This is a genomic window from Hydrogenobacter hydrogenophilus, from assembly GCF_900215655.1.
GTDB classification, from domain to species: domain Bacteria; phylum Aquificota; class Aquificia; order Aquificales; family Aquificaceae; genus Hydrogenobacter; species Hydrogenobacter hydrogenophilus.
Genome location: NZ_OBEN01000001.1, coordinates 77084 through 90223, shown reverse-complemented (window position 1 = coordinate 90223; position 13140 = coordinate 77084). Strand labels below are relative to the sequence as shown.

Annotated in this window: 15 protein-coding genes; 6 read left to right on the top strand and 9 right to left on the bottom strand. The window is 41.1% G+C overall.

Annotated elements, in window-relative coordinates; translation table 11 throughout:
• Nucleotides 1-142 precede the first annotated feature (142 nt).
• Entirely contained in the window at nt 143-2422 is a 2280-nt protein-coding gene (locus CP948_RS00490) for a DNA gyrase/topoisomerase IV subunit A (protein WP_096599985.1), read from the top strand.
• Here CP948_RS00490 and CP948_RS00485 read toward each other — a convergent pair.
• Entirely contained in the window at nt 2391-3647 is a 1257-nt protein-coding gene (locus CP948_RS00485; RefSeq protein ID WP_096599983.1) for a ComEC/Rec2 family competence protein, read from the bottom strand. The two genes, CP948_RS00490 and CP948_RS00485, sit on opposite strands and share 32 nt — an antisense overlap.
• A gap of 44 nt (nt 3648-3691) precedes the next feature.
• Here CP948_RS00485 and CP948_RS00480 point away from each other — a divergent pair, with 44 nt between their 5' ends.
• On the top strand, nt 3692-4003 hold the full coding sequence (locus tag CP948_RS00480) for a GYD domain-containing protein (protein ID WP_096599981.1): 312 nt from the start codon (nt 3692-3694) through the stop codon (nt 4001-4003).
• Here the strand turns inward: CP948_RS00480 and CP948_RS00475 are convergent.
• The 3 genes from CP948_RS00475 to CP948_RS00465 are packed head-to-tail and all read right to left on the bottom strand — an operon-like array spanning nt 3984 to nt 6452.
• The gene (locus CP948_RS00475) at nt 3984-4601 is read right to left on the bottom strand and encodes a phosphoribosylanthranilate isomerase (RefSeq protein WP_096599979.1); all 618 of its coding nucleotides are present in this window, start codon (nt 4599-4601) and stop codon (nt 3984-3986) included. The genes CP948_RS00480 and CP948_RS00475 overlap by 20 nt on opposite strands.
• Entirely contained in the window at nt 4594-5253 is a 660-nt protein-coding gene (gene aroD / locus CP948_RS00470; protein WP_096599977.1) for a type I 3-dehydroquinate dehydratase, read from the bottom strand. The genes CP948_RS00475 and aroD overlap by 8 nt, the downstream gene beginning before the upstream one ends.
• The gene (locus CP948_RS00465; RefSeq protein WP_096599975.1) at nt 5247-6452 is read right to left on the bottom strand and encodes an argininosuccinate synthase; all 1206 of its coding nucleotides are present in this window, start codon (nt 6450-6452) and stop codon (nt 5247-5249) included. Before CP948_RS00465 ends, aroD begins: the two co-directional genes overlap by 7 nt.
• A gap of 30 nt (nt 6453-6482) precedes the next feature.
• Between CP948_RS00465 and ychF the strand changes: the two genes are divergently transcribed.
• On the top strand, nt 6483-7583 hold the full coding sequence (ychF, locus tag CP948_RS00460; protein ID WP_096599973.1) for a redox-regulated ATPase YchF: 1101 nt from the start codon (nt 6483-6485) through the stop codon (nt 7581-7583).
• Here ychF and CP948_RS00455 read toward each other — a convergent pair.
• From CP948_RS00455 to dapF, 4 genes are all read right to left on the bottom strand, one after another.
• Nucleotides 7573-8616, bottom strand: a complete 1044-nt coding sequence (locus CP948_RS00455; protein WP_096599971.1) for a glycosyltransferase family 4 protein — start codon at nt 8614-8616, stop codon at nt 7573-7575. The genes ychF and CP948_RS00455 overlap by 11 nt on opposite strands.
• A gap of 118 nt (nt 8617-8734) precedes the next feature.
• Entirely contained in the window at nt 8735-8860 is a 126-nt protein-coding gene (locus CP948_RS08935; protein ID WP_245810027.1) for an ArsB/NhaD family transporter, read from the bottom strand.
• A 71-nt stretch (nt 8861-8931) separates the two neighbouring features.
• Entirely contained in the window at nt 8932-9333 is a 402-nt protein-coding gene (locus CP948_RS00445; RefSeq protein WP_096599969.1) for an arsenate reductase ArsC, read from the bottom strand.
• A gap of 1 nt (nt 9334) precedes the next feature.
• Nucleotides 9335-10174: a diaminopimelate epimerase gene (dapF, locus tag CP948_RS00440; RefSeq protein WP_096599967.1), complete on the bottom strand. Its 840-nt coding sequence runs from the start codon at nt 10172-10174 to the stop codon at nt 9335-9337.
• A gap of 63 nt (nt 10175-10237) precedes the next feature.
• Between dapF and CP948_RS00435 the strand changes: the two genes are divergently transcribed.
• Complete coding sequence (locus CP948_RS00435; RefSeq protein ID WP_245810026.1) at nt 10238-10609, top strand: hypothetical protein; 372 nt, start codon at nt 10238-10240, stop codon at nt 10607-10609.
• Nucleotides 10609-11262, top strand: coding sequence for an endonuclease V (locus CP948_RS00430; RefSeq protein ID WP_096599965.1), 654 nt, complete (start codon nt 10609-10611; stop codon nt 11260-11262). Before CP948_RS00435 ends, CP948_RS00430 begins: the two co-directional genes overlap by 1 nt.
• Here CP948_RS00430 and CP948_RS00425 read toward each other — a convergent pair.
• Nucleotides 11259-12239 (bottom strand): NAD(P)H-dependent glycerol-3-phosphate dehydrogenase, encoded by a 981-nt coding sequence (locus CP948_RS00425; protein WP_096599963.1) that lies wholly within the window; start codon nt 12237-12239, stop codon nt 11259-11261. The two genes, CP948_RS00430 and CP948_RS00425, sit on opposite strands and share 4 nt — an antisense overlap.
• A 24-nt stretch (nt 12240-12263) precedes the next feature.
• On the opposite strand from CP948_RS00425, the gene CP948_RS00420 reads away from it, so the two are divergent.
• Nucleotides 12264-13139, top strand: a complete 876-nt coding sequence (locus CP948_RS00420; RefSeq protein WP_096599961.1) for a DUF86 domain-containing protein — start codon at nt 12264-12266, stop codon at nt 13137-13139.
• Nucleotide 13140: the final 1 nt, after the last annotated feature.

The window sequence follows — 13140 nt, the reverse complement described above, 5'->3', positions numbered from 1 at the left end:
CTATACACGCCCAGTAGAGAAATTAAGCACAAAGCTTTACTAAAGAGCTTTATCCTCTTGCCTCTTTTATCCTTGAGTTTCTAAATTTAGCTTTAAACTAATTTCTCTACTGAGCGTATAATGTATAATTATAATATTACCCATGGAGATCACAACAGTCCCCATAGAAGAAGAGGTAAAGCAGTCCTACATAGACTATGCTATGTCCGTCATAGTAGGGCGAGCTATTCCCGACGCTCGCGATGGGCTAAAACCTGTCCAAAGAAGGATACTCTATGCCATGTACCAGATGAACCTAACACCGGATAAACCTTTTGTAAAGAGTGCAAGAATAGTAGGGACAGTTTTGGGATACTACCACCCTCACGGAGATCAGGCTGTTTATGACGCTTTGGTTAGGATGGCTCAGGACTTTAACATGAGATACCCTCTTATAAAGGGGCAGGGGAACTTTGGCTCTATAGACGGTGATCCTCCGGCAGCTATGAGGTATTCAGAGGCTAAACTTTCCAAGGTAGCCATAAAACTCCTTGAAGACATAGAGGAGGATACCGTTGATTTCGTACCTAACTTTGACGGTTCTACCTTAGAGCCATCAGTTTTGCCTTCTAAGTTTCCCAACATGCTTTGCAACGGGTCTACAGGTATAGCGGTAGGATTAGCCACTTCTATACCACCCCATAACCTCAGAGAAGTTTGTAAGGCTTTGATAGAGCTTGCAAAAAATCCAGACTTATCAACGGAAGAGATAATGAAACATATAAAGGGTCCAGATTTTCCCACAGGTGGCATCATAGAAAACTACTCTGAGCTTATTGAGTACTATCACACAGGAAAGGGACATGTAAGGATAAGGGCAAAGGCTCACATAGAAAAACTACAAGGGGGAAGACAGCAGATAGTCATAACGGAAATACCCTATCAGGTAAATAAGGCAGAACTCATAAAGAGAATGGCAGAGCTCGTAAGGGAAGGAAAGCTCAAAGAGATATCCGATATAAGGGACGAATCTGACAAAGAAGGCATAAGGATAGTCGTAGAGCTAAAAAGAGATGCGGACGGTCAAAAAGTATTGGAAAAGCTTTACAGATACACCGCTTTGCGGAAAAACTTTCCCATAAACTTTGTAGTGCTTATAGACAACGAACCCAAACAGGTAGGTATAAAAGGGCTTTTGCAAGAATTCCTAAGACACAGGCTTGAGGTTATTCTCAGAAGGTCCAAACATTACCTAAGAAAGGCAGAAGATAGACTGCACATAGTGGAAGGACTACTCACCGCTATAAGGCATATGGATCAAGTGATACAAGATATAAGAAGCTCTCAGGACACAGCACAGGCAAAGGAAAAACTCATACAAAAATACTCCCTTAGTGAAAAACAAGCCTATGCTGTGCTTGACATGAGACTCCAAAGGCTCACATCTCTTGAAAGCAAAAAGCTTGAGGAAGAAAGGGAAGAACTTATGCAAAAAATAGATTATTACAAAAAGCTCATAGGCAGTGAGGAAGAGAGAATAAAGGTGTTTGTACAAGAGATGGAGGAGATATCAAGAGAGTTTCCTTCCCCAAGAAAGAGTTTTGTTCTTGGATTTGAAGAGGAGAAAGTGGGACAACTTACGGTAGTCATATATTCCAACGGAAAGATCATGCCCCTTGAAGAGTTGCAGGAAGAAGAAGTGGTTAATGTATTAGATGTTCCCTTTGATGAAGGACTATTTATGGTATCCAACAAAGGTAGGGTTTATTGGATAGCGGGTTCTCAAGCTCTTCAAGGGAGCAAGGTGTCTTTTAAAGAAGAGGAGGAAAGTATCGTAGGTGCCTTTGTGAGGTCTCAGGCAAGTGATCGCATTATTCTGATAACCAAGTTAGGGTATGTGAAAAAGATACCTATCGTGGACTTTGAGTACAAAGCTCAAGGTATGTCCATAATAAAGTTTTCTGAAGAGGAAGATCAAGTGATCAGAGTTTTGCAGTCCCCAGAAGAAGGCGATCTTTTGCTCTTCACTCAGAAAGGCAAATGGCTCAGGTTTCCTATAAAAGAGATTCCTCCTGCCACAGTGGGTTCCAAAGGTGTTATAGGTATAAGGCTTGAGGAGGGAGATATACTCAAAGGAGCAAGGGCTTTAAAGGACTATCCATACCTTGTGCTTATAACAGAAAAGGGAAGTGTTAGGAAGGTAAGTCTAGATGATATACCAGTTAAAAGCAGAGGTTCTAAGGGTATGCGCCTTTTGATACATACAAAAAGTAAGCTCGTGGATGTGGTGCCCATAAAAGAAAGTGCAGAAGTTATGGTAGCGACCGAGAAAGGAAAGGTCTTTTACGATAAGCTTGAGGAAAGCCAAATACCCTTTAAAGAGGTGCCTCGCTGGGATGTGGGTGAGGACCTCATAACAAGGATCGTAATAAAAAAGGCATAAGCGGAGCTCCTGCAAGGAGTTTCCACCAATTTTTTAAAAAGTAAAGCATAAGTGCAGATAAAAGGGTTATAAAGATGGCTTCTTTTACAGAAAGGGGTGTGTTTACCGTAAGGCTCATATAAGACAGTAAGCTCACAAGGGATAGTATAGCTTTACCTAAGTACTCAAGGGGGAAAGAAGGAAGGCTGAAAAAAGTTAGAAGTTCCAAAATTCCGTAAGCGGTAAAAGGTACAAAGAGAATTCCCACTATGGGTGTAAACAGAACGCTGGCTGGTGTTGTCAGGGAAAAGGTGGAAACTATACTTGCAGTACCCAAAAAAGCAAAAAAACTACCCCAAAAAGATACAAATACGGGATAAAGGCGCTCTGGCAGGGAGTTTTTTATGCTCTCTATGTTCGTGCTAGACAGTATCAGATAAAGTGTAGCGCTAAAGGATAGCCAAAAGGAGTAAGATGTTAGATATTCGGGGTAAAGGAAAAGTATTACAGAGCCCGAAAAGAAGAGCAAATTTAGGTAATCGGGTCTTCTATCCAAGAGCCTTATTAGTATGGCAAAGAGAATCATTAGGTGAGCTCTCAAGACGGGTGGATCCATAGGTACCACAAAAAAAGCGTACCAACTAACTCCCAAGAGTGCAAGAAAAAAACCATACCTACCAGGCAGTAAATACCTTAGTATTAGTGCTATAAGTGTCAGGTGAAAGCCTGAAACAACCAAAAGGTGCAAAAGGCCTGTACGCCAAAAAGAAGCCTGATATTCAAAAGACATAACATCCTGAGCAGTACCAAAAAGATAAGAAAGTACAAGAGACTTAACATTTGCATCCTTTATCTTTTCTTCCATTCTTTTTATAAGCTTATCTCTTTGACTTTCTCCCACCAAGATGATCTTCTTTACATCTCTCCAGCTTGATGATATAAAAATTTTTCCGTTATGAACTTTTACGTGTCCAAAAACCTCAAACCTTCTTGATGGAAGGTCCTCTGCACCAAAAAGTGTAAGGTATCCTACTCTACGGTATAACTCGGGAATGTCTCCACCTAAAAGCTTTACCTTAACCTTTAGTCCTCTTTCATCTCCTTGTGGCACACCTTCTACGGACACAACCAATGAGCCACTGCCAAGATCATCTGGTAGATACCCCTTGTCCTTTTCTACTCTGAGAAAGCTCACCAAAAGAACTAAGAAGAAAAGTAGAAGATGTTTAATATGCCTTCCTTTCATAAGGCTCTTAGCTTATATTTTACTATCTAAGGAGGGAAGCAAGGATGGGTATATATGTGATGCTAACCAAGATCTCACCTTACGCGGTAAAAAATTTAGAGAAGCTCAAGGAGATAGAACAACACGCAGAAAAGCTCATTGAAGAGAACTGCCCTAGTGTAAGGTGGATCATGAACTTGGTCGTTTTTGGTCCATACGATTACCTTGACATCTTTGAAGCTAAAGATGATGAGGAGGCAGCAAAAGTTGCTATGATAATAAGATCGTTTGGTCATGCTACAACGGAAACATGGCCAGCCATAGAGTGGAAAGATTTTAAAAGTATAATAGAGAAGATCAAGATAGATTATTCCTGAGGGCTTCTACAAACGCAATCATTTTTTTGTGATCTTTTACACCTGGACTTACTTCTATACCAGAGGAAACATCAACAGCATAAGGATTTACCTTTTTTACTGCGTGGATTACATTACTTGGGTTTAGTCCTCCGGATAGAAAAACGCGAAATCCCTCCTTTACAAATTTTTCTGCTATTTTCCAATCAAAAGTCTTTCCTGTTCCACCGTAAGCTTTCTCTGAATATGTGTCCAAAAGGATCGCATAAGCCAATTGCCACTCTTGGGCTATATGTAAGTCATCTTTGACTCTAAAGGCTTTTATAACTCTGCTTATTCCTATCTTTTTTGCAAGCTGAAAACTCTCTTCTCCGTGAAGTTGGACCAAATCTATACCCGTATCAAGGGCTCTTTTCACTTCCTCATACTCAGGATTTACCATAACACCTACTTTTTTTATGCTGTTGCCAGCGCTATGCACCAATTCCTTTAGCTCATCAAAACTTACAAACCGAGGGCTTTTTGGGTAAAGCACAAAACCTATGTAATCAACACCCAGAGATAAAGCTTTTTCTACATCCTCACGCCTTTTTAGTCCACAGAACTTAACTTTAACCATAAAAGAGCTTCCTAAGTTTTACCATTTGTTCAAGATGTATCTGACCTTCTGCTACTTGTTTGTCTATAAAAGCATAGGATATTACAGATCCAAACACGAACCCAGCTAATCTGGAGATGCTCCCTATTTTACCCATGGAGATGAGTATTTTTTCTCCTTCTTCCTCCTTTCCTATGCATAAAAGTTCTGCTACATCTTTGTACGAGTTGGCTTTGACAGCAATTTTGATTATATCCGCACCCCATCGCCGTGCGGATCTGAAGACCTCTCTAAGTATCCATTTGGGTGGTGTAGCAGAAAAGTTGTGGTAAGAGATTATAAGCTTTCTGTTGTGGGCTTTTACTATATCTCTAACTTTCGACAAGATGCTGAGTGAAGATAGTTCCACATCCGTGTAATGACTAAGGGGTGATAACTCCTGAAAGAGCCCTTCACGGTTTTCTACTTTTCTGCCTCCCTCTTCTTCACTCCTTATGGTAAGAATGGTCATAAGACCTGCAGAGTGCGCTTTTTGTATTAGCTTGCGAACATGATCCACCTGTGTATTTTCAAACATGTCCACTCTAAGCTCAACTATGTCCGCTCCTAAGGTTTTACACTCTTCCAAGCGCTTATCAAATTCTATGTCAGTTAGTGGTACAGCTATTAACATGATGACTTTTTAACTCTCGCTAAGGTCTTTAGAGGTAAGCCAAAGACCTTTGTGAAGCCAGCACCAGCCTTATGGTCAAAAGTATCCCTTTCGGAATATGTGGCAAGCTCTTCCACATAAAGAGAGTTGGGCGAGCTTCTTGAAACTACTGCTATGGAACCTTTATACAGCTTTAGTTTAATGCTTCCTGTAACACACTTTGCTACTGTAAACACAAAGGCATCTAAGGCTTCTCTTAGCGGAGAAAACCAAAGTCCTTCGTACACCAGTTTAGCATACTCGTGGGGTATATGACCTAAAAAGTAATGGAAGGTAAACCTGTCCGTAGTAAGAGATAAAAGTTCTCTGTAAGCGGTATAAAGAAGCGTAGCACCAGGTGCTTCGTAAACCTCCCTGCTTTTTATACCTACCAGTCTATTTTCAACCATGTCTATCCTTCCTACGCCGTGCATTCCTCCTATGGCGTTCAGGTCAAGGATAAGCTGGCTTATAAGTTCGTATCTTTTTCCATTTACCGCTACAGGTGTGCCTTCCTCGAAGGTTATTTCCACATACTCTTCTTGATCTGGTGCTTTCTTGGGAGAGACAGTCCATTCAAAGGCATCTTCGGGTGGCTCTTCCAGCAGGTCCTCTATGGGACCACACTCTATGGAAACTCCCCACAGATTCTTATCTATAGAGTAAGGCTTTTCTTTTGTTATCTTTACAGGTATTTGGTGTTTGATGGCGTACTCTACCTCCTCCTCGCGAGATCTAAACTCCCACTCCCTAACGGGTGCTATCACCTCAATGTTAGGGTTCAAAGCCCACGCGGATACCTCAAACCTCACCTGATCGTTGCCTTTTCCCGTGGAGCCATGAGCTATGTAGTCCGCACCAAACTTCTCTGCGTACTGAATAAGCTTTTTAGATATAAGGGGTCTTGAAAGAGAAGCGCTAAGGGGATATTTGCCTTCATACAGAGCTAAAGCCCTGAGAGTAGGAAGACAGTAATCTTTAGCAAACTCTTCTTTGAGGTCTTCTACTATAGCATCAACAGCTCCAGAAGACCTTGCCTTTTGGGGTATATCGCTTAGTTCCTCTCCTTGTCCCACATCTGCGGTGTAGGTGATAACTTCGTATCCCTTTTGTGTGAGCCACCTTACCATTACGGAGGTGTCCAATCCACCAGAGTAAGCTAAGATAACCCTCTTTGCCATACACAAAATTATAACTATATTTAAGAGTTTATGGGTTTAAGTGTAGGTATTGTAGGATTACCTAACGTAGGCAAGTCCACGCTTTTTAACGCTATCACTCAATCCGCCAAAGCCCAAGCAGCTAACTACCCTTTCTGTACCATAGAACCCAATGTGGGAGTGGTAGCAGTGCCTGATGAAAGGCTCTACCAAATAGCAAAGATGGAAAAGTCTAAGAAGGTAACGCCCACATTTATTGAGTTTGTGGACATAGCGGGGCTTGTGCGTAATGCTAGTAAAGGTGAGGGTCTTGGCAATCAGTTTTTGGCTCACATAAGAGAGGTGGACGCTATAGCTATGGTACTAAGATGCTTTGAAAACCCGGACATAGTTCATGTGGAAGGTAGCGTAGACCCAATACGGGATGCGCAGATAATAGACTTGGAGCTCATAGCCAAAGACTTAGAGACCGTCAGCAAAAGGATAGAAAAGGTGGAAAAACCCGCAAAACTTGGGGACAAAAAAGCCAAAGAGGAGCTTGAAAAACTCCTGCGGTTAAAAGAGATCCTTGAAAATTTAGAACCTATCAGAAAACACACTGAACTTCCAGAAGATCTCTTAGAATACACTAAGAAAACCCTTTTCCTGCTCACTACCAAGCCTGTGCTGTATGTAGCAAATGTGGATGAAGAGGGTCTGAGTGGAAATGCGTATGTAAAACAGGTGATAGATTACGCTCAAAAGGAGAAAGCGCCTGCGCTTGTCATATGTGCCAAGCTTGAAGCTGAACTTGTAGAGCTCCCTGAGGAAGAAAAACTGCAGATGCTTAACGCTTACGGACTTGATGAGCCAGGTCTGAACAAGTTAGTCAGGGAAAGTTATGCACTGCTTGACCTTATAACCTTCTTTACTGCTGGTGAGAAAGAGACAAGGGCATGGACGATAAAGAAGGGAACAAAAGCGCCCCAGGCTGGTGGAAAGATCCACTCGGACTTTGAGAGAGGCTTTATAGCTGCTGAGGTAATAAACTACGAAGATTATATAAAGGTAGGTTCTATGAGCAAGGCGAAGGAACTTGGTCTTGTAAGGCTTGAAGGTAAAGATTACCAAGTAAAAGACGGCGATATAATTTACTTTAGATTTAATGTGTAAGAGTATCCAAGGCGGAAAGAAAACTTTTCATTACCGCAGACTTTGAGAACTTTCTTTCGTAGAGAGCCCTTGAGTTTTCAGATAGTTTTTCCCATTCTCTTATTGCCCTTTTGAGCTTATCAATCAATTCCTTTGTGTCCCCAGCACGGAACACAAAACCGTTGTAGCCTTCTTCTACAGCTTCTTTGGTGCCACCCACATCTGAAACCACTAAGGCACATCCGCAAGCAAGAGCTTCTATGGCAACTCTTGGAAAAGCTTCTGTTTCTCTTGATGGTATCACACATATATGTGCCCTTTTATAGTAGTCCTCAACTTGGGGGGTGTATCCAACAGCCTTAACCTTTTCACTCAAGCCATTGTGCGCTATGTATGAATCTACAGTCTTTTTTATCTTGCCATCACCTACAACCCACGCTTTGAGATTAAAACCAGCTTTTGTAAGCTCCTTAACGGCTTTTAAAAAATCCATTACCCCTTTCCCTTCATCAAGCTTTCCTACAAAGAGGAGTTCCACAATGTGTTCTTGCTTTTTGATGTAAGAAAACCTTTCCTCATCAACTAAGTTATAAACTACTCTTATTTTACTTTCCGCAACACCTTCTTTTACGAGATTTTCTTTTACATGCTCGCTTACTGCAAGAAACAGATCCACATGAGGAAACACAAGTTTTCTTACAAACCGCTGCTTCATCCTTTCCATATGTCTGAAAAAGACCACCTTTATACCACCAAGCTTTCCAGCCAAAAGCGCGTTTGGATACTCTTTTCCGTTGTTAGCAATCAAAAGGTCTGGTTTTTCTCTATTTATCAAGCTTATGAGTTTTATTGTGCTTAAAAGAGCTAAACTGTTGGGAAAGCTAATGTGATACTTTTTTACACTGCTGGCGTGCCTATCTACATAAGAGTTCTTAGCGCAAACCAAAAGGACTTGTATACCTTCTTTTGTTAGCTCTCTTACCATCTGCAAGGTGTGTATTTCCGTACCCCCAAACTTAGGGTTAGGGTTTCCGTTAAGCCAAAGTATCTTCATATTACAAAAACTAAGTACAAGGCTATGAGTGTAAAGAGAAGTACAGGAAGAGTTAGTATAAAGCCTGCCTTTATAGCTTGGATAGCACACCATTCAAAAAATCCTGCTTTATCAAGAACTATGGAAATAAATGTAAGGTAGCATCCCAAACAAGACCTGCTATATAAATAACATCGTGAATATCTACAAGTCCTAACAGAAGGCAAGCAATGGCTCCAGCCCATGCTGAGTATCCTATGCCCAATTTTTAGGTTTAGTTATGACTAATGAAAGAGTTGCAGAGAATATGACGACCGTGTATAACTTTACCATTACTTATAGGCTTTTGATAAGGTCTTCCACTTTTTGCTTTATCTGATCTCTTGCCTTTCTGAAAGCTTCAATGGTTCCTTCTTTTGCAGGGTCCTCAAGACCCCAATGATACCTCACGGTTCCCGGTACATAAGGACAGTTCTCTGATGCACCTCCACAAAGGGTTATGATCATGTCAAGCTCTTTGTAAGGTATGGATTCTATGGTTTTTGGGTATTGGGAAGAGATGTCTATACCTTCCTCCTGCATTACCTTAACGGCTAAAGGGTGGACACTTGAAGAAGGGAAGGAACCGGCAGAATAAACTTCTACTTGCTTTCTGTAGAGTCTTGCAAAATACTTAGCGTATCCTTCTGCCATTTGACTTCTGGCAGAATTACCCGTGCATATAAAGGCTATTTTCATTTTAATAGTAAAAGGCTTCTTTGTGCAAAAATCCGTCAAACACCTTATATACGCTACCTTCTAAAAACACTCTGCTTAGGTCATCGTCAAAGTCTATCCTTAGGATATCTCCTCCTTTTGTTCTTACCTCTACAGGTTTTCTCTTAACAAGTCCCCTTTTGTAGGCTACTATGGCTGAGGCTACTGCACCGGTTCCGCAGGCTAAGGTTTCATTCTCTACACCTCTTTCATAGGTTCTTATGCTTATGCTGTCTTCTGAGTTTACCTTTATAAAGTCCACATTAGTTCCGCCTGGCTCAAAAACCTGATGAAATCTTATCTCCCTTCCGTAAGATATCACATCAAAGCTCTCAAGGTTGTCAACCAGCATGACAAAATGTGGCACGCCCGTATTTATAAAACTTCCTTCCACACTTGTACCCCTTACTCTAAGGCTCACATCTTTTAAACCGTTAGGCTTTGTTAATAGCACCTTTACCCTTTTGCCCTCGTCCAAAACCTCTGCATGAATAACCCCCGCTAAGGTTTCAAATCTTACTTGCTTATCCACTATGCCTTCTTCGTAAGCAAAACGCACCGCACACCTTGAGCCATTACCACACATACTTGCCACAGAACCGTCAGAATTGAAAAACTGCCATTTGAAGTGATTCTCATAGTTTTCCGGATTTTCTATGAGTATGAGTCCGTCCGCACCTACACCCGTATGAAAAGCACAAACCTTGACAACAAATTCCTTTAAACTTAAGTTTAGGCTTTTCACAAAATCGTACACCTCACCTTGTCTGTTATCAAACACAACAAAGTCGTTTCCAGAACCATGAAGCTTAACAAACCTCATGCTAATATTATATTTGAGAATCTAAAAGTTGACATGCTTTGTAAAACAGAGCATAATAGTAGTGTGCGTCTTTTTCTGTTGGTTCTTTCTTTAATAGGTTTTTCTTTGGCAGATGAGGTGGAAAGTATAATGAAGAAAGATGTTTTTCCAAGTCTTTCAAAAAGCACAAAAGGACAGCAGAAAGAGATTGTAGGCTATGTGAAGGTGGGACATAAAGGTTATGTATTTTACGAAGATGGTGGGAAGCTGAAGCGAGAACCTTTTCACAGCATATTGGACATAAGAAAGGGTAAGATGTACATAAGGGAAGATGGGAAGGTCAAAGTAGAAGAATTTAAGTTTTCAAGAAGGTCAAGCGCTGATAAGCAACAGCCACAGATACCTAAAAATATCCCACCTTTGAAAGAACTGCTTGAGGGAAACCAAAGCAAGTGATGGACCTTGAAGAACTAAAGAGGATTCAGCAAGAGTGTGCAAAAAAGGTAGTGCAGAAAGATGACTTTCAGGAAATTCGCACGGTAGGAGGCATAGACCTCACTTTTCAAGATATAAGGAATAACCCTACAAAGGCTTGGGCAAGCTTGGTAGTGATAGACATAAACACACTAAAACCCATTTATGAAGATGTGGTTGAGGGTATAGTGGATTTCCCTTACATACCCACCTTTTTAGCTTTTAGGGAGCTTCCCCTGATGCTGAGTTTACACCAAAGGGCGAAAAAGAAACCTGATGTTTACTTTATAGATGGACAAGGTGTAGCTCATCCAAGAGGATGCGGTATAGCTTCACACTTTGGTGTGATCACGCAGAGCGTAAGTGTTGGTGTTGCAAAGACTAAGCTTTTTGGATACTACAAGGAGCCATCTACAAAAAGGGGAAGTTGGTCTTACCTGACATACAGAGGGAACATTTTGGGTGCGGTCCTCAGGACAAGGGATGATACAGAACCCATCTATGTGTCTGTAGGACACAGGATAAGCCTAAAGACCGCTATTGAGCTTGTGCTTAAAACCTCCATTTACCGAATACCAGAACCTACAAGACTCGCTCACAACCTCTTGCAAAAAGTCAGAAAAAAATTATCCTAAAGGTTTTCAAACTCTTCTTTTGGAGGCCTCAAAAGGAGGGATCTTACTATCTTATAAAGGTCCTGACCTTCAACCACTACCTGATAAACCGCCAAGCATATGGGAGTGTATATATCTAGTTCTCCTGAAAGTTTTTTTACCGCTTTTACAGTATGCGCACCTTCTACCACCTGTCCTATCTCTCTGAAGGCATCTTCTGGTTTTAATCCTTTACTTAGCAAAAAACCAAAAGTTCTGTTCCTTGATTGGCTTGAACTTGCAGTGAGAAAGAGATCCCCCATACCAGAAAGCCCATAAAAAGTCTCCCTTTTTGCCCCTAAGCTTATGCCTATTCTTACCATCTCCGCAAGACCTCTTGTTATAAGACTTGCCCTTGCGTTTTCACCATAGCCTAGTCCATCAGATATACCGCACGCTATGGCAATTACGTTTTTTAACGCTCCACCAAGCTCCACACCTATAATGTCTGTAGAGAGATAAACTCTAAAGTTTTCAGAAAAGAATATGTCTCTTACCCTTCTTAGCTCCTCTAACTCCTCACCTGCCAGCACCAAAGCGGTAGGCAGGCCCTTTGACACTTCTGACGCAAAGGAAGGTCCAGAAAGAGAAAATACCACAGCAGAACTGTGAATCTCTTTAACTATTTGGGACACCCTTTTGTAAGTGCCTACCTCTAAGCCCTTTGATGCGGATATAACCACCTTTTTTGAAAGGTCTATGTGCTTGATGACTTCTCTAATTGCCTGCACAGGAAGAGCTATTACCAAGTAATCTGAATGGCTTTCCGCATCTTTTAAATTCTGCGTAGCTGATACATTGCTGAGTGTTATATCCTGTATGTAAGGATGCCTGCCTTCGTTGATCTTTTTTACTACATCCTCATTTCTTTCGTAAACTAAAACTTCGTGGCCTAACCTTCCTAAATGCGTAGCAAGTGCAGTGCCCCACCTACCACCGCCAAGCACAGAGACTTTCATAGAACTTAGCGTATATTATAAATCATGAAAAAGAGCCCTAAAATAAGCCTCATATTAGAGAGCTTTCAAAACCTTGAAAAGGCATATGTAGACCTTAAAAAGAACCTCTCCCTCCCAAAGGAAGAGTTTGTGAGTAATAAGCTCGTCCTTGATAAGGTGCGCGTGGACTTTAACTTAGCCTTTGAGAGTTGTATGAGGCCCTGTAGACACCTTTCTACCCTCTATGGACTTAAAACTACATCTAAAGACTGTCTCGTCAAATTAGCTCAGCACATAGGTATGCAAGACATACAGACACTTGAGAAGTTCACCGAGTTTTACTTCAAGTATAGAGACCTAAAAGACACTGTATCGCCAGAAGAACTTTACGACTTTTTGAAAGAAAACCTAGTTGTGTTTAAAAATTACGCTCAGGCTGTAGTAGACTACATAAAAAAGACTACTGGTAATTATCTTCTTATAGACTTTGACCTCCTTAACGAAAAGGCAAAGCACATAAAGGACTCTGTGAAGAAAATAGAATTTGTCTTATCTCAGGGTATACAGGAATTCAGGGAAAAGCCCATGTATTACGATAGAGTCAAGTATTTTTATCAGGTTGCTTACGATAGCCTCTTTGACATATGCAAACATCTTGCCCCTAAGTTTGGTGTTAAAAAGTTCGGAGATGACTGCCTCTCTAAACTTGTGGAGATAGGCGTTATACCTCAGGATTACTACATGGACATCTTTAAGATGACACAGCTTAAAAACAAGCTCATAAGCACCTGGGAGGTATCCTCTGATGAGCTCTATGGCGCTCTTTATGAACTAAAAGACAAGTTTGAACCTGTAATGAAGGAAATAGCAAAAAGCCTAAAGAAACTGCTTGAAGAAAAATCAAAGAGTGTGGTAAAATAAC

Coding starts and splice junctions, on each gene's coding strand:
- CP948_RS00485 (WP_096599983.1), bottom strand. CDS start 3,647: ATGAAAGGAAGGCATATTAAACATCTTCTACTTTTCTTCTTAGTTCTT.
- CP948_RS00475 (WP_096599979.1), bottom strand. CDS start 4,601: ATGGTTAAAGTTAAGTTCTGTGGACTAAAAAGGCGTGAGGATGTAGAA.
- CP948_RS00430 (WP_096599965.1), top strand. CDS start 10,609: ATGGACCTTGAAGAACTAAAGAGGATTCAGCAAGAGTGTGCAAAAAAG.
- CP948_RS00455 (WP_096599971.1), bottom strand. CDS start 8,616: ATGAAGATACTTTGGCTTAACGGAAACCCTAACCCTAAGTTTGGGGGT.
- CP948_RS00490 (WP_096599985.1), top strand. CDS start 143: ATGGAGATCACAACAGTCCCCATAGAAGAAGAGGTAAAGCAGTCCTAC.
- dapF (WP_096599967.1), bottom strand. CDS start 10,174: ATGAGGTTTGTTAAGCTTCATGGTTCTGGAAACGACTTTGTTGTGTTT.
- CP948_RS00480 (WP_096599981.1), top strand. CDS start 3,692: ATGGGTATATATGTGATGCTAACCAAGATCTCACCTTACGCGGTAAAA.
- ychF (WP_096599973.1), top strand. CDS start 6,483: ATGGGTTTAAGTGTAGGTATTGTAGGATTACCTAACGTAGGCAAGTCC.
- CP948_RS00465 (WP_096599975.1), bottom strand. CDS start 6,452: ATGGCAAAGAGGGTTATCTTAGCTTACTCTGGTGGATTGGACACCTCC.
- CP948_RS00445 (WP_096599969.1), bottom strand. CDS start 9,333: ATGAAAATAGCCTTTATATGCACGGGTAATTCTGCCAGAAGTCAAATG.
- aroD (WP_096599977.1), bottom strand. CDS start 5,253: ATGTTAATAGCTGTACCACTAACTGACATAGAATTTGATAAGCGCTTG.
- CP948_RS00425 (WP_096599963.1), bottom strand. CDS start 12,239: ATGAAAGTCTCTGTGCTTGGCGGTGGTAGGTGGGGCACTGCACTTGCT.
- CP948_RS00420 (WP_096599961.1), top strand. CDS start 12,264: ATGAAAAAGAGCCCTAAAATAAGCCTCATATTAGAGAGCTTTCAAAAC.